At 60.6% G+C, this 21,772-nt stretch carries 16 protein-coding genes, 1 pseudogene and 1 other annotated feature; of the genes and pseudogenes, 8 read left to right on the plus strand and 9 right to left on the minus strand.

The annotated features are described in order from the left end of the window. Positions 1 to 24: 24 nt before the first annotated feature. The 3 genes from acnA to topA all read right to left on the minus strand — a co-directional run bounded on the left by acnA (position 25) and on the right by topA (position 7,037). Positions 25 to 2,697 (minus strand): aconitate hydratase AcnA, encoded by a 2,673-nt coding sequence (gene acnA, locus SSARUM_RS12895; protein ID WP_033634746.1) that lies wholly within the window; start codon positions 2,695 to 2,697, stop codon positions 25 to 27. 407 nt (positions 2,698 to 3,104) lie between these two features. Next, positions 3,105 to 4,079, minus strand: coding sequence for an HTH-type transcriptional regulator CysB (cysB, locus tag SSARUM_RS12900; RefSeq protein ID WP_033634747.1), 975 nt, complete (start codon positions 4,077 to 4,079; stop codon positions 3,105 to 3,107). Between the two features lie 360 nt (positions 4,080 to 4,439). Further along, the gene (gene topA, locus SSARUM_RS12905) at positions 4,440 to 7,037 is read right to left on the minus strand and encodes a type I DNA topoisomerase (RefSeq protein WP_039565854.1); all 2,598 of its coding nucleotides are present in this window, start codon (positions 7,035 to 7,037) and stop codon (positions 4,440 to 4,442) included. A 427-nt stretch (positions 7,038 to 7,464) separates the two neighbouring features. On the opposite strand from topA, the gene SSARUM_RS12910 reads away from it, so the two are divergent. Beyond that, positions 7,465 to 7,716: a YciN family protein gene (locus SSARUM_RS12910; RefSeq protein WP_033634749.1), complete on the plus strand. Its 252-nt coding sequence runs from the start codon at positions 7,465 to 7,467 to the stop codon at positions 7,714 to 7,716. A 51-nt stretch (positions 7,717 to 7,767) separates the two neighbouring features. On the opposite strand, the gene sohB is transcribed toward SSARUM_RS12910, so the two are convergent. Beyond that, entirely contained in the window at positions 7,768 to 8,814 is a 1,047-nt protein-coding gene (gene sohB, locus SSARUM_RS12915) for a protease SohB (RefSeq protein WP_033634750.1), read from the minus strand. A 359-nt stretch (positions 8,815 to 9,173) separates the two neighbouring features. Between sohB and SSARUM_RS12920 the strand changes: the two genes are divergently transcribed. Then, positions 9,174 to 9,935, plus strand: a complete 762-nt coding sequence (locus SSARUM_RS12920; protein WP_033634751.1) for a YciK family oxidoreductase — start codon at positions 9,174 to 9,176, stop codon at positions 9,933 to 9,935. A gap of 11 nt (positions 9,936 to 9,946) precedes the next feature. Beyond that, positions 9,947 to 10,537: a cob(I)yrinic acid a,c-diamide adenosyltransferase gene (cobO, locus tag SSARUM_RS12925; RefSeq protein WP_033647573.1), complete on the plus strand. Its 591-nt coding sequence runs from the start codon at positions 9,947 to 9,949 to the stop codon at positions 10,535 to 10,537. Positions 10,538 to 10,574: 37 nt separating this feature from the next. Here cobO and rluB read toward each other — a convergent pair whose 3' ends face one another. From rluB to rnm, 5 genes are all read right to left on the minus strand, one after another. After that, entirely contained in the window at positions 10,575 to 11,480 is a 906-nt protein-coding gene (gene rluB, locus SSARUM_RS12930; RefSeq protein WP_033647574.1) for a 23S rRNA pseudouridine(2605) synthase RluB, read from the minus strand. A gap of 163 nt (positions 11,481 to 11,643) precedes the next feature. After that, the gene (locus SSARUM_RS12935; RefSeq protein WP_033634754.1) at positions 11,644 to 12,441 is read right to left on the minus strand and encodes an alpha/beta fold hydrolase; all 798 of its coding nucleotides are present in this window, start codon (positions 12,439 to 12,441) and stop codon (positions 11,644 to 11,646) included. A 148-nt stretch (positions 12,442 to 12,589) separates the two neighbouring features. Further along, positions 12,590 to 12,949, minus strand: a complete 360-nt coding sequence (locus SSARUM_RS12940) for a Rap1a/Tai family immunity protein (protein WP_033634755.1) — start codon at positions 12,947 to 12,949, stop codon at positions 12,590 to 12,592. 114 nt (positions 12,950 to 13,063) lie between these two features. Further along, positions 13,064 to 13,684, minus strand: coding sequence for an L-threonylcarbamoyladenylate synthase (locus SSARUM_RS12945; protein ID WP_033643268.1), 621 nt, complete (start codon positions 13,682 to 13,684; stop codon positions 13,064 to 13,066). A gap of 47 nt (positions 13,685 to 13,731) precedes the next feature. Beyond that, positions 13,732 to 14,613 carry an RNase RNM gene (gene rnm / locus SSARUM_RS12950; RefSeq protein ID WP_033647575.1) on the minus strand — a complete coding sequence of 294 codons (882 nt, stop codon included), beginning with the start codon at positions 14,611 to 14,613 and terminating at the stop codon, positions 13,732 to 13,734. A 253-nt stretch (positions 14,614 to 14,866) separates the two neighbouring features. After that, positions 14,867 to 14,970, plus strand: a sequence feature (Trp leader region). A gap of 24 nt (positions 14,971 to 14,994) precedes the next feature. On the opposite strand from rnm, the gene SSARUM_RS12955 reads away from it, so the two are divergent. The 5 genes and pseudogenes from SSARUM_RS12955 (at position 14,995) to trpA (ending at position 21,556) form a co-directional block, all read left to right on the plus strand. After that, entirely contained in the window at positions 14,995 to 16,557 is a 1,563-nt protein-coding gene (locus SSARUM_RS12955) for an anthranilate synthase component 1 (RefSeq protein ID WP_033647576.1), read from the plus strand. After that, positions 16,557 to 18,153, plus strand: a pseudogene (trpD, locus tag SSARUM_RS12960) (bifunctional anthranilate synthase glutamate amidotransferase component TrpG/anthranilate phosphoribosyltransferase TrpD). Before SSARUM_RS12955 ends, trpD begins: the two are co-directional and overlap by 1 nt. Before the next feature lie 3 nt (positions 18,154 to 18,156). Beyond that, positions 18,157 to 19,518, plus strand: a complete 1,362-nt coding sequence (gene trpCF / locus SSARUM_RS12965; RefSeq protein ID WP_079656981.1) for a bifunctional indole-3-glycerol-phosphate synthase TrpC/phosphoribosylanthranilate isomerase TrpF — start codon at positions 18,157 to 18,159, stop codon at positions 19,516 to 19,518. Between the two features lie 41 nt (positions 19,519 to 19,559). Then, positions 19,560 to 20,750: a tryptophan synthase subunit beta gene (gene trpB, locus SSARUM_RS12970; protein ID WP_033634762.1), complete on the plus strand. Its 1,191-nt coding sequence runs from the start codon at positions 19,560 to 19,562 to the stop codon at positions 20,748 to 20,750. After that, entirely contained in the window at positions 20,750 to 21,556 is an 807-nt protein-coding gene (trpA, locus tag SSARUM_RS12975; protein ID WP_033647582.1) for a tryptophan synthase subunit alpha, read from the plus strand. The genes trpB and trpA overlap by 1 nt, the downstream gene beginning before the upstream one ends. Positions 21,557 to 21,772 lie beyond the last annotated feature (216 nt).

A 21,772-nucleotide genomic window follows, 5' to 3' on the forward strand; every position in this document is an offset into this window, starting at 1 on the left:
TGCGGCGCCCTTTTTATTGCTTAATTACAGCATTTTCCTGATCACATAATGCAGGATGCCGTCGTTTTCGTAGTAGGTCAGCTCATTGCCGGTATCGATGCGGCAACGGGTGTCGATCACTTCCTTGCGCCCGTCGGCATAGGTGATGTGCACCGGCACCGTCTGGCCCGGCTGCAGCTGCTGCAGGCCGCCGACGCTGATCTGCTCATCCCCGGTCAGCCCCAGGGTTTTGCGCGTCACCCCTTGCGGGAACTCCAGCGGCAAAATCCCCATGCCGATCAGGTTGGAGCGGTGAATGCGCTCGAAGGATTCGGCGATCACCACCCGCACGCCCAGCAGGCGCGGCCCCTTCGCCGCCCAGTCGCGGCTGGATCCGGAACCGTATTCTTTACCGGCGATCACCGCCAGCGGCACCTTTTCCTGCTGATACTGCATGGCGGCGTCGTAGATAGACAGCTGCTGCTGCGACGGGATATGGCGGGTATAGCCCCCTTCCACACCCGGCACCATTTCGTTGCGAATGCGGATATTGGCGAAGGTGCCGCGCATCATCACTTCGTGGTTGCCGCGGCGCGAGCCGTAAGAGTTGAAATCCTGCGGCGCCACGCCGTGCTCGCTCAGGTAACGCCCCGCCGGGCTGTCGCGCTTGATGTTACCCGCCGGCGAGATGTGGTCGGTGGTCACCGAGTCGGCCAGAATCGCCAGAATGCGCGCGTCTTTGATGTCCTGCACCGGATCCGGCGTCACCTTCATGGTGCTGAAGAACGGCGGATGGCGGATATAAGTAGAATCCTCCTGCCACTGATAGGTCGCCGAGCCGGTCACCTGGATCGCCTGCCAGTTAGCGTCGCCGTCGAACACTTCGCCATATTCCTTGTGGAACATCTCGGTGCGCACTTCTTCCACCGCCTGAGCGATGTCCTGGCTGCTCGGCCAGATGTCCTTCAAATAGACCGGTTGACCGTCGTTGCCCTCGCCCAGCGGCTCTTTGGTCAGGTCAATCTTCATGCTGCCCGCCAGCGCATAAGCCACCACCAGCGGCGGTGAGGCCAGCCAGTTGGTTTTCACCAGCGGGTGGATGCGCCCTTCGAAGTTGCGGTTGCCCGACAGCACCGCGCCCACGGTCAGATCGCCCTCTTTTATCGCCTGCTCGATCGGATCCGGCAGCGGGCCGGAGTTACCGATGCAGGTGGTACAGCCATAGCCCACCAGATTGAACCCCAGCTCTTCCAGATAGGCGGTAAGTTTGGCGCTATCGAAGTAGTCGGTCACCACTTTGGAACCCGGCGCCAGCGAGGTTTTTACCCAGGGCTTGCTGCGCAGCCCTTTCTTGACGGCATTTTTCGCCAGCAGGCCGGCCGCCATCATCACGCTCGGGTTGGAGGTGTTGGTGCAGGAGGTGATCGCCGCGATCACCACCGCGCCGTCGCGCAGTTCGTGCTGCTGCCCGTCCAGCGTAAAGGTTTTGCTGTCGGCTTTGGCCTTTTGACCGCCGATATCCAGCTCGGTGGCGGCCTTGAACGCCTGCGGCACATTTGGCAGCGCAACGCGATCCTGCGGGCGTTTCGGCCCGGCGAGGCTGGCTTCCACCGTCGACATGTCCAGCGCCAGCGAGCTGGTGAAGACCGGTTCATCACCGGGGTTGCGCCACATGCCCTGCGCCTTGGCGTAAGCTTCCACCAGCGCGATTTGTTCTGCGCTGCGGCCGCTGAGCTTCATATAGCCGAGCGTAACGTCATCCACCGGGAAGAAGCCGCAGGTGGCGCCAAATTCCGGCGACATGTTGGCGATGGTTGCCCGGTCCGCCAGCGGCAGATCGGCCAGGCCATCGCCGTAAAACTCGACGAACTTGCCGACAACGCCGTGCTTGCGCAGCATTTGGGTGACGGTCAGCACCAGGTCAGTGGCGGTAATGCCCTCGCGGAGCTTGCCGGTCAGCTTGAAGCCGACCACGTCGGGGATCAACATCGACACCGGCTGGCCCAGCATCGCCGCTTCCGCTTCGATGCCGCCGACGCCCCAGCCGAGGATGCCGAGGCCGTTGATCATGGTGGTGTGGGAGTCGGTGCCCACCAGCGTATCGGGATAAGCCACGCGGCGGCCGCTTTCGTCGCTGTGCCAGACCGTTTGGCCGAGGTATTCGAGGTTGACCTGGTGACAGATGCCGGTGCCCGGCGGCACCACGCGGAAGCGGTTGAAGGCTTTCTGCCCCCAGCGCAGGAAGGTGTAGCGCTCGTGGTTGCGCTGCATTTCGATACGCACGTTGTCTTCAAAGGCGTTGTCATCGCCAAATTCATCGACGGTGACCGAGTGGTCAATCACCAGATCCACCGGCGACAGCGGGTTCACCTGATCGACGTTGCCCCCCAACCGCCGCACCGCTTCGCGCATCGCGGCCAGATCCACCACCGCCGGAACGCCGGTAAAATCCTGCATCAGCACGCGCGCCGGGCGGTAGGCTATCTCACGGTCGGCATGGCCGGTTTGCAGCCAGGCGACGATGGCCTTGAGGTCGTCAACCTGCACGGTATCGCCATCCACATGGCGCAGCAGGTTCTCCAACAGCACTTTCATTGATTTCGGCAACCGGTCGATATCACCCAGCTGCTTCGCCGCCAGCGGCAGACTGTAATAGTAATATTCGCTATTCAGCGCAACCAGCTTATCCATACTTGTTTCACGAAGATCGGACGACATAGCTCCTCCATTTCTTATTGTGATAAAACAGGGTAATCACTGAGGTCTTGTTTAAAGATACCACAAAGATAAGTTAACGTTTTGATAACAACACGATTTGATCACAACGATAGGCGGGAACAATCAGCGCAAAGGAAGTCCGAACGCCGCCAAGGGGTTAGGCGGTGCGCCAACGAAAACGCTGCAACGAGGCGGCGCTTTGGCGAGGAAGACCTCGCGGCTTTAGCGGGGGTTAGCTACGCCTTAGCAGCACATCCCGAAGGATATGAAAGTCAGATGCCTGATAGAGAGTGTTCCTGGAGGACGGCGACTTTTCAGGATGATCAACAAGCAAGGTGCGGATTTCCGGGCTAAAAAAACCCGGTTTGGCAGGCGCCTCTCCGGGTTTGATTTGATATCGTCAACGATTACTTAATCGGCAGCTTGATGTCCTTGAACATCGCCTCGATCTCTTCGTTGGAACGTAGCGCCACCGCGCTGTCGACCACGTCACGCGTCAGGTGCGGCGCGAATCGCTGAATGAAGTCGTACATGTAGCTGCGCAGGAAGGTGCTGCGGCGGAAGCCGATTTTAGTGGTGCTGTAGGTGAAGATATCACTTGCATCCACCGTCACCAGATCCGGATCCTGCACCGGATCCACCGCCATGCTGGCGATCACCCCCACCCCCAATCCCAGACGCACATAGGTTTTGATCACGTCGGCGTCGGTGGCGGTAAAGACGATGCGCGGCGTCAGGCCGGCGCGGTTGAAAGCGGTATCCAGCTCCGAACGCCCGGTAAAGCCGAAGGTGTAAGTGACGATCGGGTAAGCCGCCAGCTCTTCAATGCTGATGCTGCTTTTGCCCGCCAAAGGATGATCGGGCTTCACCACCACCGCGCGGTTCCAGTGGTAGCACGGCAGCATGATGAGATCGTCGTACAGGTGCAGCGCTTCGGTGGCGATGGCGAAATCGGCGGTGCCTTTGGAGACCGCTTCGGCGATCTGCGTCGGCGAGCCCTGGTGCATGTGCAGCGAGACACGCGGGTAACGCTCGATAAAGCCCTTGATGACGTTGGGCAAGGCGTAGCGAGCCTGGGTATGCGTGGTGGCGACGTACAGCGAGCCTTTGTCCGGGTAAGTATGTTCACCGGCGACGGCTTTGATGGCATCCACCTTGGACAGCACTTCACGCGCGATGCGAATGATTTCCTGGCCGGCCGGGGTGACCTGGGTCAGGTGTTTGCCGCTGCGGGCGAAGATCTGGATGCCCAGCTCATCTTCAAGCATGCGCACCTGCTTACTGATGCCGGGTTGCGAGGTATAGAGCCCTTCTGCCGTCGAGGAGACATTCAGGTTGTGGTTAACCACTTCCACAATGTAACGAAGCTGCTGCAATTTCATATCTTATACCATCCTAGGTTAAACACTGCGGCTTACCCGCAGCCAGGTATATCGGTGTCGCCCCGGTATGCTGAAACTCACAAGCCATAAACACCGTGTTTTACCCTGATGGTGAAGAAAACGCCGTTGTTAATAAGCTTTAATAATAAAAAAACTTTTTATATAACCACTATACCACGTTGCAGCTTCAAGTATAGATCCGCGTCACACTATGATAACGATTATTTTGCATTGGTATCAACGTGAAACGGCGGTGACAGAGGGGTAAAAACAGCAAAGGATAGATCCGTTTCCCCCTTTTCACCAATAAAAAACCAGCCGCCAGGGCTGGTTTTTCATCTTGCGGGCGGGACATTGGCCTTACTTCTTGCCTTCGACCCACTTGCCGTCCACGTAGAACGCGGACCAACCGGTCGCCTTGCCGTCTTTTTCAGAAGAGACGTACTGCTGTTTGGTTTTGCGACTGAAACGCACCAGCGTTTTATTGCCTTCGGCGTCCGCCACCGGCGCATCGGCCAGATAGCGCAGCTTCTCCGGCAGGCGATCCTTGAAGCGAGCCAGCTCTTCCACCAGCGGCGCGCGGGTCTCGCGCGATTTAGGGAAGGTGTTGGCCGCCAGGAATACACCGGCAGCGCCGTCACGCAGCACGAAATAGGCGTCGGACTTCTCGCACGGCAGCTCCGGCAACGGCACCGGATCTTCCTTCGGCGGCGCGACGTCGCCGTTACGCAGGATCTTGCGGGTGTTTTTGCAGTTCTCGTTGGTGCAGCCCATGTACTTGCCGAAACGCCCCATTTTCAGGTGCATTTCCGAGCCGCACTTGTCGCACTCCACCACCGGGCCGTCGTAGCCTTTCAGACGGAATTCGCCCTCTTCGATCTCGTAACCGTCGCACGCCGGGTTGTTACCGCAGACGTGCAGCTTGCGCTGGTTGTCGATCAGATAGCTGTCCATCGCCGTACCGCATTTTTTGCAGCGGCGGCGGGCGCGCAGCGCGTTGGTTTCCGCCTCGTCGCCTTCGAGGATGTTGAGCACTTCCGCTTCCGGCACCAGGTTGATGGTGGTTTTGCAGCGCTCCTTCGGCGGCAGCGCGTAGCCGGAACAGCCGAGGAACACGCCGGTGCTGGCAGTACGGATGCCCATCTTGCGGCCGCAGGTCGGGCAGTCGATGCTGGTCATCACCATCTGGTTAGGCCGCATGCCGCCTTCTTCCGGATCCTTCTCCGCCGTTTCCAGCTGTTCGCTGAAGTCGACGAAGAACTCGTCCAGCACCGCTTTCCACTCGGCCTGGTTGTTGGCGACCTCATCGAGGCCATCTTCCATGCGCGCGGTGAAGTCATAGTTCATCAGCTCGCGGAAGTTTTCTTCCAGGCGATCGGTGACGATCTCGCCCATTTTCTCAGCATAAAAGCGGCGGCTTTCCACCCGCACATAACCGCGATCCTGAATGGTCGAAATGATGGAGGCGTAGGTGGACGGGCGGCCGATGCCGCGTTTTTCCAGCTCTTTCACCAGCGAGGCTTCGCTGTAGCGCGCCGGCGGCTTGGTGAAGTGCTGGCTTGGGATCAGTTTCTGCAGATCCAGTTCGCTGCCGATTTCGACGTATGGCAGGGTGCGATCTTCATCGCCCTTGCGCAGCGCCGGCATGACCTTGGTCCAGCCATCAAAGCGCAGCGTACGGCCCTTGGCGCGCAGCTGATAATCGCCGGCTTTCACCGTCAGTGTGGTGGAATCGTATTGCGCCGGCGTCATCTGGCAGGCAACGAACTGGCGCCAGATCAGCTGATACAGCTTCTGCGCGTCCGCTTCCATGTCCTTCAACTGCTCGGCGTGCACGTTCACGTCCGAAGGACGGATCGCTTCGTGCGCTTCCTGCGAATTCTCTTTGCTGCTGTACTGATTCGGCGCCTTCGGCAGGTATTTGTCGCCGAAGTTGTCGCCGATGTAACCACGCACCATGTTGAGCGCATCCTGGCTCAGGTTGGTGGAATCGGTACGCATATAGGTGATGTGGCCGGCTTCATACAGCCGTTGCGCCATCATCATGGTTTTTTTCACGCCGAAGCTCAGGCGGGTACTGGCGGCCTGTTGCAGCGTGGAGGTAATGAAAGGCGCGCCCGGTTTGCTGCTGGTCGGTTTGTCTTCGCGATCGAGCACCGTGTAGCGGGCTTTTTCCAACAGCTTGACCGCGGCGTGAGTCTGCTCGCGGTTGACCGGTTTGAACGGCTTGTCGTGCGCGTGGGTCACTTCCATCTGCAGCGCGGTTTCACCCTTCGCCAGCAGATCGGCATGCAGCTCCCAGTACTCTTCCGGCACGAAGGCCTTGATGTCGCGCTCGCGCTCAACCACCAGGCGCACCGCCACCGACTGCACGCGGCCGGCGGACAGGCCGCGGGCGATTTTCTTCCACAGCAGCGGCGAGACCATATAGCCCACCACGCGGTCCATGAACCGGCGCGCCTGCTGCGCGTTGACGCGGTCAATGTTCAGCTCGCCCGGCTGTTTGAACGCCTGCTGGATCGCGTTTTTGGTGATTTCGTTAAACACCACGCGGCTAAAGCGTTTGTCATCCCCACCGATCACTTCCCGCAGGTGCCAGGCGATGGCTTCCCCTTCGCGGTCAAGGTCGGTTGCGAGATAAATGTGGTCGGCGTTTTCCGCCAGCGATTTTAACTCGGCGACCACTTTTTCTTTACCCGGCAGGATTTCATAATGCGCTTTCCAGCCGTGGTAAGGGTCGACGCCCATGCGATTTACCAGCGCCGCCTTCTCATCTTTTTTAACTTTTTTCTTGGCTTTGTCTTCGGTTGAGTCAGCGCTCTTTTTGCTGGCTGAGCCACTGGTCGGCAAATCACGGATATGACCGACGCTGGACTTCACCACGTAGTCACTTCCTAAATATTTATTAATAGTTTTGGCTTTTGCCGGGGACTCAACTATTACGAGAGCTTTACCCATATTTACCTTTACCTAATTTATTTCTTCTAAAAAGAAGTCTTTTATCTCGCCGTGCCGCGGCAATTCGTGTCTCTTTTTTTATATTGCGGCAGTCTGGCAAGAGATCAACAGATTTTTTTCTTTTGGTTGCCCAACCGCTCAACCTGAACGCAAGTTGTTGATCCTGCCTGCTATTCACCCATGCCCCAGAAGTATGGCTGTGTGAGTTTTATTCATGGCGTAAACAAAACCTTCCACCCGACGCCGCAAAATCCCACACTGTACCTGATAAAAAGCGTCACGCAACCTAATTAGCACGGAAAGACCGATTTCGCCAACCGGCGGCCGCGCATGGCCATCCAGACGGCAAATAAACCTTAGTCGGTTTGCGGATAAAAGCGAACCGGCGTTAGAATATGCGCAGAGCTTTTAGTTTGGAGTCTAATAAATGCGCACAAATACTGCCCCTATCGGCCGCGAGGCCCTGCTGGCGGAAGCAAATAACATCATCCGCCAACACGAAGATTATCTGCACGGCATGATCGCCACCGACGTTGAACAAAAAAACGGCGTTTTAGTTTTCCGCGGCGAATACTTTTTGGATGCCGACGGATTGCCCACCGCCAAAACCACCGCGGTATTTAATATGTTTAAACATTTGGCCCATCTGCTTTCGGAAAAATACCACCTGGTCGATTGAGAAAAGAAAACGGGGGCGCCCGGCCCCCGCTGATTCACGCTATCGCCGCCGTTACAGCAGCGGCTTTTCCCCACGCTGCCACCAGCGCAACAGCAAGCGATCGACGCTTTCCGCCGCGCTGCCGGTAAAGCGATCCATCAGGCGTTTGCGGCGCGAATAGCGCACGGCGATCACTTCGTGGTTATCCAGCTCGGCGATCAGCAAGTCATCGCTGGTGCCGATAGCGTCAATCAGGCCCTTCTCTTTCGCCTGTGAACCGAACCAGTGCTCACCGGTGGCGACGCTGTCGATGTCGAGCGACGGGCGCTGCTCATGCACGAAGCGTTTGAACAGCTCGTGGGTTTCGTTCAGATCTTCGCGGAACTTCTCGCGCCCCTGTTCGGTGTTTTCACCGAACAGCGTCAGCGTGCGCTTGAACTGCCCGGCGGTGTGCAACTCCACGTCGATGTCGTTCTTCTTCAGCAGGCGGTGGAAGTTCGGGATCTGCGCCACCACGCCGATCGAGCCGATGATGGCGAACGGCGCCGCCACGATGCGATCCGCGACGCAGGCCATCATGTAGCCGCCGCTGGCCGCCACTTTATCCACCGCCACCGTCAGGCGAATGCCGCCTTTACGCAGGCGCTCCAGCTGCGAGGCCGCCAAGCCGTAGCCGTGCACCACTCCGCCAGGGCTTTCCAGCCGCAGCAGGACTTCATCCTGCGCCGACGCCACCGCCAACACCGCCGAGATCTCTTCGCGCAGCGAGGTCACCTCGTGCGCGTCCATGCTGCCCTTGAAATCCAGCACATACAGACACGGCTTGGCCACCTCGACCGCGCCGGACTTGGCGCGCTGCTTTTTCAGCTTATCGTCGGCCTTGGTCTGTTTCTTGAACTGTTTCAGCCAAACCTTTTGCTCGGCGGCATCCATGCGCGCCAGGCGCATGTCACGCTGCATCTCGCGATACTGTTCACCGAGATCGGTCAACTGCAGCTCCCCTTTCTGGCGGCTCTTGCGTTGCCCCAAACTGACAGCCAGGATGGCCAACGCGGCGATGGCGAGCACCACCGTGGCAACCTTGGCCAGAAACAGGCCATAAACAGATATAAACTCCACAGATTCCGCCTTTATTTACAGGTTGTTAGTATGATTCTTCCCATTTTAGCCAACCGCAGCGGCTGCTGTCGCGGCTAAATGAAAATTCATTGCGCACGGAGCATCACTATGGGGACGATTTGCGGCCGAACCAAGCCGTCGCCGCCGCGCTTTTGTTACAAAAGAATGCCATTTCAGCCTGCTACGCATTGAAAATGCCGGCGGATTAAGGCATATAACACCCATTATTCATCAATATGATGAGACGCATTCGCTGCGCGGCCCGCAGACGGTCGAGCCTTCGCTCCCGCCCCGGCCGCGCGTTTCACTCTTGCTCCCCGATATCTGCGGGAGAACGGCCACCCAGGCGAGGATTTATCGTGCATTACCAACCCAAACAAGATCTGCTCGAACAACGTATCATTCTGGTCACCGGCGCCGGCGACGGCATCGGCCGCGAAGCGGCGCTGACCTACGCGCGCTTCGGTGCCCGGCTGGTGCTGCTGGGGCGCACCGAGAGCAAGCTGCTGGCGGTACAACAAGAGATCGCGGCCCAGGGCGGCGCCCCGGCGTTGGTGGTGACGCTGGACTTGCTGCACGCCACGCCGGAGCAATGCCGGCAGATAGCCGACGATCTGGCGCGCCAGATCCCCCGCCTTGACGGCGTGCTGCACAACGCCGGCCTGCTCGGCGACATCGCGCCGATGGCCGACCTGTCGATGACCATGTGGCAAGAGGTGATGCAGGTTAACGTCAACGCCACCTTTATGCTGACTCAGGCGCTGCTGCCGCTGCTGCTGAAATCCCACGCGGGTTCGCTGGTGTTCACCAGTTCCAGCGTCGGGCGCACCGGCCGCGCAGACTGGGGCGCCTATGCGGTGTCGAAGTTCGCCACCGAGGGCATGATGCAGGTGTTGGCCGACGAGTATAAAAACCGCAATCTGCGGGTGAACTGCATCAATCCGGGCGGCACCCGCACCAAAATGCGCGCATCTGCCTTCCCACACGAAGACAAGAACAAGCTGAAAACCCCGGCCGATATCATGCCGCTGTATCTGTATCTGATGGGCGAAGACAGCCGCCGCAAAACCGGCATGAGCTTCGACGCCCAGCCGAACCGTAAACCCGGCGCGGCCGAATAAGGAGCGTTTTCATGGCGGAAGATCGTCATCAACAGCGCCAGCAGCGCCTGAAAGAACAGGTCGATGCGCGCATCGCGGCGGCGCAGGACACGCGCGGCCTGCTGCTGGTGTTTACCGGCAACGGCAAGGGTAAGACCACCGCCGCCTTCGGCACCGTCACCCGGGCGGTCGGCCACGGCATGCGCGCCGGGGTGATCCAGTTCATCAAGGGCGAATGGCCCAATGGCGAAAAGAATCTGCTGCAGCAACACGGCGTTGAATTTCAGGTGATGGCCACCGGCTTCACCTGGGAGACGCAGAACAAAGCCGGCGATACCGCCGCCTGCCAGGCGGTGTGGCAACACGGCAAACGCATGCTGGCCGACAGCAGCCTGGATCTGGTGCTGCTGGACGAAGTGACCTACATGCTGACCTACGGCTATCTGGAACTGGAAGAGCTGAAGGCCGCGTTGCTGGAGCGCCCTGCGCACCAAACGGTGATCCTGACCGGGCGCGGTTGCCATCGCGATCTGCTGGAACTGGCGGATACGGTCACGGAGATGCGGCCGGTGAAGCACGCGTTTGATGCGGGCGTGAAGGCGCAACAGGGGATCGATTGGTAACAAAAGTTCTGGCCCCGAACGGGGCCAGAATGAGAGATTAGCCGCGTTTGCTCGGCTTGCCCGGTTTACCCGGCTTGCTGCCTGGCGCACTGCGGCGGCCGCTGCCGGCCACCTGCGAATGGCGCTTGACCGCGCGGCGGATCTGGTTGGCCTTCACGCGGCGGCGCTCACGCTCCACCGGCATCTTGCTGACCGTTTCCGGCTTCAATTCCACCAGCTCGCGCAGGTAGTTGATCGCCGGCAGATCCAGCTCGGCCCAGCCGCCGCGCGGCAGGCCTTTCGGCAGATCGATGTCGCCATAACGCACGCGGATCAGGCGGCTCACCTGCACGCCCACCGCTTCCCACAGGCGACGCACTTCACGGTTGCGGCCTTCGGTCAGGGTCACATTGTACCACTGGTTGAGGCCTTCACCGCCCTGGAAGCTGATGGTGCGGAAGGCGGCCGGGCCGTCTTCCAACTGCACACCCTTGCTCAGCTGCTTCACTTTCGCATCGTCGACCTGGCCGAACACGCGTACCGCGTACTCGCGCTCCACTTCACGGCTCGGGTGCATCAGACGGTTGGCCAGTTCGCCATCGGTGGTGAACAGCAGCAGACCGGAGGTGTTGACGTCCAGGCGCCCTACCGCCACCCAGCGCGAACCGCGCAGCTTAGGCAGACGATCGAACACCGTCGGGCGGCCTTCAGGATCGCTGCGGGTACACAGCTCGCCTTCCGGTTTGTAGTAGGCCAGCACCCGGCAGACCACGTCTTCAGACTCTTTGATCGACAGGACATGACCGTCCAGGCGAATTTTCATCGCCGGCGTCACTTCAACGCGATCGCCCAGCTTGGCGACCTTGCCGTCGACGCTGACGCGCCCGGCTTCAATCATGGTTTCGATTTCACGACGCGAGCCATGCCCGGCGCGCGCTAAAACTTTCTGTAACTTTTCGCTCATTGAGCAACCTCTAATGTCGCCTTCACAGGCGTCGGGGGGATAACCGTCGCGGCCAACCGCCACAACGGTAACAATACATTTATCAGGATCGAACCGCGCATTATACAGGCTTTCTAAGGTGTTGAAACCCACTTTATCGGCGGCGACCTCCCTCGGGCGGCGTTTACGGCGCCAAAAAATCCTCCACCGCCCACAGCACCGCGTCGGGCCGTTCCAGAATGCCGAGGTGAGTGCGAGCCTCCCCCAAACGCACCACGGAGAAAAACGGCTGCTCGGCGGCAAATGCCTGCTGGCGCCGCAGATAGTCGTCGCGGCGATCCAGCGAGTAGATGTGGCGACACGGCGGCGGCGCGCTCATTCCCGCCAGACGTTGCAGCGGCGAGCCGAATTGCCGGTAGGCCTGTTCGATGGCCACGCCGGCGGCACGCCAGAGCCGGTAATCTTCTTGTGCCATCTCGACCTCCAGATGGCGTTTGACCCGTTCGTGGCGGATGCCGCCCTGCCAGAAGGCGAACAAGGCGTCGCGCGCCGCCAGCCACTGCTGCGGCTGCTGCATGCGGCTCACCGCCGTAAAGAACGCCGGTTCCGGCTGCGTCATGATCCAATCGAGAAACACCATGCCCCGCACCCGCTGCGGCAACGCTTCGGCCAACGCCACCGCCAGCCAGCTGGCGTGCGCCACCGACAGAGTCACCACGTTGTCCAAACGCAGCGCCGTCAGTAGCTGACGCACATCTTCCAGCAAATCGTCCGCCGCGAGCGACATCTCCGCCGTTTTTGACGACAGGCCGTGGCCGCGCCAGTCGATGCTGATCACCCGATAACGTTCTGCCGCCAGGGCGATGAAGGGATCGAACACGGTTTTCGGCTCGCACCAGCCGGGCAGCAGCACCAGCGTGAGCGGCCCTGAGCCGATATCCTGATAATCGAGAGCGATGTTGGCGCTGTGAAATGTGGTCATATAACCTCCTGCGCGTCTCTCCCCGACCCGTTCGGGGGATGCCGACGATGCTAAGGTGACAGCGCCGCGGAGATTGATCTATTGAAGTTCGTGCGGAAAGTATGAGAGCGCACCTTATGAAAAAATGCGCACTAAATGGAATGCAAATTTAATGGCGCACGCAGGGATAGGCGGCGCTTAACGCCAGCATGATCACCGAAGGCGCAGAGTAATGCAACTGCTCGGGATGCTCGTTCAAATAGCGCATCACCGCATCGGCGGCCGTGCCGATACTCATCCCGGCTTCCGGGCAAATATTGCGGTTGCCCTGCATCGAATAAGTATCGAATACGCCGGCGACGTATCCCATAAACATGCCGCCGTTAAGCGCTTCGGCAACGGTGGCCTCACCGTTTTTATTTTTTACGTAACCGCCGGATTCCGCCAGCAAGGAACTGCCCGAATAAAAACCCGCATTTGCCATCGAGGAAAATAATAAGGCCGCTAAAAAAGAAACCCGTTTAATCATTGGTGCGCATCCTGCCCATTATCAATTCTGAAGTAGCAAGAATAGCTGCTTTCACCCGAAATAGCGTCGCTTCAGCCGATTTTCAGACAATGGGCAAGTCGGCGACGGTTTACATCAGCGGAAAGGCGCCGCGTCGCCCGCCCCTTCACGCACCACTTCCGGCGAGGATTCGGTCAGATCGATAACCGTAGTCGGCTGTTGACCGAGGAAACCGCCGTGGATCACCAGATCGACCACCTTGCCCAGGTGATCGCTGATCTCTTCCGGATCCGATTCGGCAAAATCATTGCCCGGCAGCATCAGGGTGGTGGACATCATCGGTTCGTTCAGCGCCTCCAGCAGCGCCAGCGCGATCGGGTTCGACGGCACGCGCAGGCCGATGGTTTTACGCTTTTCATTCATCAGGCGGCGCGGCACTTCCTTGGTCGCTTTCAGAATGAAGGTGTAGTTACCCGGCGTATTGTTTTTAATCAGGCGAAACGCCGTATTATCTACGTGCGCATAGGTCGACAACTCGGACAAATCGCGGCACATCAGGGTAAAGTTGTGGTTGCCGTCCAGCTGACGGATGCGGCAAATGCGCTCCATCGCCGCCTTCTCTTCCAGCATGCAACCCAGCGCATAGCCGGAATCGGTGGGATAAACGATCACCCCGCCCTTGCGCAACACCTCGACCGCCTGGTTAATCAAACGCGGCTGCGGGTTGTCCGGGTGAATATAAAAAAGCTGACTCATGACTTGCTCCTAAAATGATGCCCGCGCGCGTTGCCACGCGCGTAAAATCAGACCGCCTCGCCAGGCTGCGGCCAATCGCGCCACACCGGCTCGACGCCGCCCGGCAGCCACAGTTTGCGGCCCAGTTCGATCCACGAACAAGGCTGATGAAAATCAGAGCCTTGCGAGGCCAACAGGCGGTAGTCCTGGGCGTATTTCGCCAATTGCGAGCGCTCATGCGGCGCCTGCTGACACTGCGCCACTTCCATGGCGTCGCCGCCGTGTTCGGCGAAATGCGCCAGCAAACGTTTCAACCACTTCGCGGTCAGATCGTAACGGCCGGGATGCGCCATCACCGCCTGGCCGCCCGATTGATGAATCGCATCAATGGCTTGTTCTATTGTACACCACTGCGGCGGCACGTAGCCGGTTTTGCCCTTGGCCAGGTATTTCTTGAACACCTGCGCCATGTTGCCCGCCACGCCAATCTCCACCAGATAACGGGCGAAATGACCGCGGGTCACCGCGCCGTCGCCCGCCAGCCGCTGGGCACCGGCATAGGCGTCGGGAATGCGCGCCTTACCCAGACGCACGCCGATCTCCTGCGCACGCCGATTGCGCCGTTCGGTTTGTTCCGCCAACAGCGCCACCAGCGCCGGGTGCGCGACGTCCATGCCCAATCCAACGATATGGATCTCATGATTTTCCCACAGCGTCGAGATTTCCACCCCGTTGACCAGCCACAGTGGTAACGCCTGCTCCGCAATGGCGGCGGCGGCCTCGGCCAGGCCTGCGGTGGTGTCGTGATCGGTGATCGCCAGCACGCCCACGCGCATCTCGACCGCCCGCTGCACCAGCTGCGTCGGCGTCAGGTAGCCATCGGAGGCGGTTGTGTGGCTGTGGAGGTCGTACAGAGTAAAGGCGGTGGATGGGGGGTTACTGTCTGTCAAAACGGCTATCCGGCAATGGCTTGGTTTTCTATCATACCCGCGATCGGCGGCCGGACGGAAATCTATTCTGCCCCGGCCGCGGACGCCAGGCGGAATGATGAATATAATTCACGCTGACCGCTAAAACATTGTGCAAAAAGAGGGTTGACTTTGCTCTCTCGAACCAGTTAACTAGTACACAAGTTCACGGCAATGGCCGTGTCGGATGAGCGTTAACAGAGAGAGTCTACAAATGAACAACTACATTTCTCTTCACGGTTGGTGGCGTACCTCCCTCTTGCGGGCGGTGTAATCGCGCATAGCTGTCATCTGACAATGCAGATTTCCTGAGCCCGCACCTGATGCGGGCTTTTTTATGGACAGAATTCACTGGAACCACCGATGATGAACATCAAACCACAAATGACATTGCTGAAGGCGCAAGCCAGCTACCGGGGCGACCCCACCACCATTTTCCACCAGCTGTGCGGCGCCCGTCCGGCCACCCTGCTGCTGGAATCGGCGGAAATCAACAGCAAACAGAATCTGCAGAGCCTGCTGGTGATCGACAGCGCGCTGCGCATTACCGCACTGGGCCACACCGTCAGCGTGCAGGCGCTGAGCGCCAACGGCGCGGCGCTGCTGCCGCTGCTGGACGAAGCGCTGCCGCCCGAGGTGCGCAATCAGGCGCGCCCCAACGGCCGCGAGCTGAGCTTCCCGGCGATCGACGCGGTGCAGGACGAAGACGCCCGCCTGCGTTCACTGTCGGTGTTCGACGCGCTGCGCACGCTGCTGACCCTGGTGGACTCCCCGGCGGACGAGCGCGAAGCCGTGATGCTGGGCGGCCTGTTCGCCTACGATTTGGTCGCCGGTTTCGAAGACCTGCCGGCGCTGCGCCAGGATCAGCGCTGCCCGGACTTCTGCTTCTATCTGGCGGAAACCCTGCTGGTGCTGGATCACCAACGAGGCTCGGCCCGTCTGCAGGCCAGCGTCTTCAGTGAGCAGGCGAGTGAAGCGCAGCGTTTGCAGCAACGCCTGGAACAGCTGCAGGCCGAATTGCAACAAACCCCGCAGCCGATCCCGCACCAAACGCTGGAAAACATGCAGCTGAGCTGTAACCAGAGCGACGAAGAGTACGGCGCGGTGGTCAGCGGGCTGCAGGAAGCGATCCGCCAGGGCGAGATTTTCCAGGTGGTGCCGTCGCGCCGCTTCTCCCTGCCGTGCCCGGCGCCGCTGGCAGCCTACCAGACCTTGAAAGACAACAACCCCAGCCCGTACATGTTCTTCATGCAGGATGATGACTTCACCCTGTTCGGCGCTTCGCCGGAGAGCGCGCTGAAATACGACGCGAGCAATCGGCAAATCGAAATCTACCCGATCGCCGGCACCCGCCCGCGCGGCCGGAGTAAGGACGGTTCGCTGGATCTGGATCTCGACAGCCGCATCGAGCTGGAAATGCGCACCGACCACAAAGAGCTGGCCGAGCACCTGATGCTGGTCGATCTGGCGCGCAACGATCTGGCGCGCATCTGCCAGGCCGGCAGCCGCTACGTCGCCGACCTGACCAAGGTGGACCGCTATTCGTTCGTCATGCACCTGGTTTCCCGGGTGGTGGGCACCCTGCGCGCCGATCTCGACGTGCTGCACGCCTACCAGGCTTGCATGAACATGGGCACCCTGAGCGGCGCGCCGAAGGTGCGGGCGATGCAGCTGATCGCCGCCTCCGAAGGCACGCGCCGCGGCAGCTACGGCGGCGCGGTAGGCTACTTCACCGCCACCGGCGATCTGGATACCTGCATCGTCATTCGCTCCGCCTACGTTGAAGACGGCATCGCCACCGTGCAGGCCGGCGCCGGCGTGGTGCTGGATTCCGTCCCGCAGGCGGAAGCCGACGAGACCCGCAACAAAGCCCGTGCCGTGCTGCGTGCCATCGCCACTGCGCACCATGCCAAGGAGGTGTTCTGATGGCCGATATTCTGCTGCTCGACAACGTCGATTCCTTTACCTACAACCTGGTCGATCAGCTGCGCGCCAGCGGCCACCAAGTGGTGATTTACCGTAACCAGATCGCCGCCGAGGTGATCATCGAACGCCTGGAGCACATGACCCAGCCGGTGCTGATGCTGTCGCCCGGCCCCGGCACCCCGTCCGAAGCGGGCTGCATGCCGGAACTGCTGCAGCGCCTGCGCGGCCGGCTGCCGATCATCGGCATCTGCCTCGGCCACCAGGCGATCGTCGAAGCCTACGGCGGCCAGGTCGGCCAGGCGGGCGAGATCCTGCACGGCAAGGCCTCGGCGATCGTTCACGATGGCGAAGGCATGTTCGCCGGCATGGCTAACCCGCTGCCGGTGGCGCGCTACCACTCGCTGGTCGGCAGCAATATCCCGGCCGATCTTACCGTCAACGCCCGTTTCGGCGAGATGGTGATGGCGGTGCGCGACGACCGTCGCCGCGTGTGCGGCTTCCAGTTCCACCCGGAATCGATTCTGACCACCCACGGCGCGCGCCTGCTTGAGCAGACCCTCGCCTGGGCGCTGGCGAAGTAATATAAGGAACACGACGATGCAACCTATTCTTGAGAAACTGTACCGCGCCGAGTCGATGAGCCAGCAGGAAAGCCAACAGCTGTTCAGCGCCATCGTGCGCGGCGAATTGGAGCCGAGCCAACTGGCGGCGGCGTTGATCAGCATGAAAGTCCGCGGCGAGCGCCCGGAAGAGATCGCCGGCGCCGCCAAAGCGCTGCTGGACGACGCTCAGCCGTTCCCGCGCCCTGACTACCCGTTCGCCGATATCGTCGGCACCGGCGGCGACGGCACCAACAGCATCAATATTTCCACCGCCAGCGCCTTCGTCGCGGCGGCGTGCGGCGCGAAGATCGCCAAACACGGCAACCGCAGCGTCTCCAGCCGCTCCGGCTCTTCGGATCTGCTGGCGGCGTTCGGCATCCGCCTGGATCTGCCGGCGGAAGAAGCGCGCAAGGCGCTGGACGATCTCGGCGTGTGTTTCCTGTTCGCGCCGCAGTATCACACCGGTTTTCGTCACGCCATGCCGGTACGCCAGCAGCTGAAAACCCGCACGCTGTTCAACGTGCTGGGCCCGCTGATCAACCCGGCGCGTCCGCCGCTGGCGCTGATCGGCGTTTACAGCCCGGAACTGGTGCTGCCGATCGCCGAAACCCTGCGCGTGCTGGGTTATCAGCGTGCGGCGGTGGTTCACGGCGGCGGCATGGACGAGGTAGCGATCCACGCCACGACGCACGTAGCGGAATTGAACAACGGCGAAATCAGCAGCTACCAGCTCACGCCGCAGTCCTTCGGATTGGAAACCTATCCGCTGGAAGCCTTGCTGGGCGGCACGCCGGAAGAAAACCGTGACATTTTGGCGCGGCTGTTACAAGGTAAAGGCGAGCCGGCGCACGCCGCGGCCGTCGCGGCCAACGTCGCGTTGCTTCTGAAGTTATTCGGACATGAAGACCTGCGCCAAAATGCGCGGCAGGCACTGGATATGATCAACAGCGGGCAGGCCTATGAGCGTGTCATCGCACTGGCGGCAAGAGGATAAATGATGCAGGAAACCGTGCTACACAAGATTGTCCGCGACAAAGCGCAATGGATCGCGGCGCGACAACAGCAACAGCCCCTGGCCGGCTTTCAGAACGACATCGTACCGAGCGAACGCAGCTTCTATCACGCGCTGCAGGGCACCCGGACGGCTTTCATTCTCGAATGCAAGAAGGCCTCGCCTTCCAAGGGACTGATTCGCGAGAACTTTGATCCGGTAGAGATCGCCACGGTGTATAAAGATTTCGCCTCGGCGATCTCGGTGCTGACCGACGAGAAATACTTCCAGGGCAGCTTCGATTTCCTGCCGCTGGTCAGTAAAACCGTCAGCCAGCCGGTGTTGTGCAAAGACTTTATCATCGATCCGTATCAGATTTACCTGGCGCGCTACTATCAGGCCGACGCCATCCTGCTGATGCTGTCGGTGTTGACCGACGAGCAGTATCGCCAGCTGGCGGCGGTGGCCCACAGCCTGAATATGGGCGTGCTGACCGAAGTGATCAGCGAAGAAGAGCTGCAGCGCGCGATCGCGCTGGAAGCGCGCGTGGTCGGCATCAACAACCGCGATCTGCGCGATCTGAGCATCGATCTGAACCGCACCCGTCAGCTGGCGCCGCGCGTGCCGCACGGCGTGACGGTGATCAGCGAATCGGGCATCAACAACTACGGGCAGATCCGCGAGCTGAGCCATTACGCCAACGGCTTCCTGATCGGCAGCGCGCTGATGTCGGAACCCGATCTGCGCGCCGCCGTGCGCCGCGTGATCCTGGGCGACAACAAAGTGTGCGGCCTGACCCGTCCGCAGGACGCCGCCGCCGCCTATCAGGCCGGCGCCATCTACGGCGGGCTGATTTTCGTCGGCCGCTCGCCGCGCTATGTGGACATCACCCGCGCTCGCGAAGTGATCTCCGGCGCGCCGCTGAAGTACGTCGGCGTGTTCTGCGACGCCCAGGTCGATACCGTGGCGTTGACCGTTGAGCGCCTCGGTCTGCACGCGGTGCAATTGCACGGCGCGGAAGACCAGGCCTATATCAACGCCCTGCGCGCCCGCTTGCCGGCCGATTGCCGCATCTGGAAAGCGCTGAGCGTGAAAGATCGGGTGCCGGCGCGCGATCTGCAGCATGTCGATCGCTATCTGCTCGACAACGGCGCCGGCGGCACCGGCCAACGCTTCGACTGGTCGGTGTTGCAAGGCGAAGATCTGACTAACGTGATGCTGGCGGGCGGCCTGCGCGCCGACAACTGCGTCGAGGCGGCCAAGCTCGGCTGCGCCGGGCTGGATTTCAACTCCGGCGTGGAAAGCGAACCGGGCATCAAAGATCCCGCGCGCCTGGCCTCGGTCTTCCAGACCCTGCGCGCCTACTGAATACGGCTCAACATTAATAACGGATAATAACGGGAACTCTCATGACGCTGCTTAACCCCTACTTCGGCGAATTTGGTGGCCAATACGTGCCGCAAATTCTGATGCCGGCTCTGAAACAACTGGAAGAAGCCTTTGTCAGCGCCCAGCGCGATCCGGCATTCCAGGCGGAATTTATCGATCTGCTGAAGAACTACGCGGGCCGCCCGACGGCGCTGACGCTGTGTAAAAACCTCACCGCCGGCAGCAACACCAAGCTGTACCTGAAGCGTGAAGACCTGCTGCACGGCGGCGCGCACAAGACCAACCAGGTGCTGGGCCAGGCGTTGCTGGCCAAGCGCATGGGCAAAACCGAGATCATCGCGGAAACCGGCGCCGGCCAACACGGCGTCGCTTCGGCGTTGGCCTGCGCGCTGCTCGGCCTGAAATGCCGCATCTATATGGGCGCCAAAGACGTCGAGCGCCAGTCGCCTAACGTGTTCCGCATGCGGCTGATGGGCGCGGAAGTGATCCCGGTGCACAGCGGCTCCGCCACCCTAAAAGACGCCTGCAACGAAGCGCTGCGCGACTGGTCCGGCAGCTATGAAACCGCGCACTATATGCTCGGCACCGCCGCCGGTCCGCATCCGTACCCTACCATCGTGCGTGAATTCCAGCGCATGATCGGCGAAGAAACCAAAGCGCAGGTGCTGGAGCGCGAAGGCCGCCTGCCGGATGCGGTCATCGCCTGCGTCGGCGGCGGCTCCAACGCCATCGGCATGTTCGCCGATTTTATCGATGACGCCGACGTTGGGCTGATCGGCGTGGAACCTGCCGGCCTGGGCATCGAAACCGGCCAGCACGGCGCGCCGCTGAAGCACGGCCACGTCGGCATCTACTTCGGCATGAAGGCGCCGATGATGCAGACCGCCGAAGGCCAGATTGAAGAATCCTATTCAATTTCCGCCGGGCTGGACTTCCCGTCCGTCGGGCCGCAGCACGCCTACCTGAACAGCACCGGCCGCGCCGAATACGTGTCGATCACCGACGACGAAGCGCTGGAAGCGTTCAAGGCGCTGTCGCGCCATGAAGGCATCATCCCGGCGCTGGAATCCTCGCACGCCCTGGCGCACGCGCTGAAAATGATCCGTGAAACGCCGCAGAAAGAGCAGATCCTGGTGGTCAACCTGTCCGGCCGCGGCGACAAAGACATATTTACCGTTCACGACATTTTGAAAGCACGGGGAGAAATCTGATGGAACGTTATCAGCAACTGTTCACGCGTCTGGAAAGCAGCAAGGAAAGCGCCTTCGTCCCGTTCGTGACGCTGGGCGATCCTAATCCGGCGCTGTCGCTGCAGATTATCGACACCCTAATCGAAGCCGGCGCGGACGCGCTGGAGCTGGGCATCCCCTTCTCAGATCCGCTGGCGGATGGCCCCACCATCCAGAGCGCGACGCTGCGCGCCTTCGCCGCCGGCGTCACGCCTACCCAGTGCTTCGAGATGCTGGCGGCCATCCGCCAGAAGCACCCGACCATTCCCATCGGCCTGCTGATGTACGCCAACCTGGTGTTCCATAAAGGCATCGATGCGTTTTACCAACGCTGCGCCGAAGTGGGCGTGGACTCGGTACTGGTCGCCGACGTGCCGTTTGAAGAGTCTGCGCCGTTCCGCGCCGCCGCCGCGCGCCACGGCATCGCGCCGATCTTCATCTGCCCGCCGAACGCCGATGACGATCTGCTGCGGGAAATCGCGTCGCACGGCCGCGGCTACACCTATCTGCTGTCGCGTGCCGGCGTCACCGGTACCGAAAGCCGGGCGCAGCTGCCGTTGCATCACCTGGTGAACAAGCTGCGCGAGTACCACGCCGCGCCGCCGCTGCAAGGCTTCGGCATCTCCGAACCCGAGCAGGTGAAGGCCGCGCTGCAGGCCGGGGCCGCCGGCGCGATCTCCGGCTCGGCAATCGTCAAAATCATCGAACAGCACCATGCCAACCCGGCGGAGATGCTGACCAAGCTGGCGGCCTTCGTCAGCAATATGAAGCGCGCCACCCGGGCGTGATCCTCTTCAGCGAGCGCCCTGCCGGCGCTCGCTTTAACAGCTTGTTTCACCTCAAAGTTTGTTCCATTTATTTACAGCAAAAATTTGAACAAACCCAGGTCTTGTCTCACAATGAACTTTGTTCGCTATGCATTTCTTCGTTTGATTTGGGGAATGCGCCCGCTGCGGCGAAAAACCGTAGCGAATTTCAACCATAACATTGCATGGAGAGTAATT

The organism is Serratia sarumanii, from assembly GCF_029962605.1.
GTDB lineage: Bacteria > Pseudomonadota > Gammaproteobacteria > Enterobacterales > Enterobacteriaceae > Serratia > Serratia sarumanii.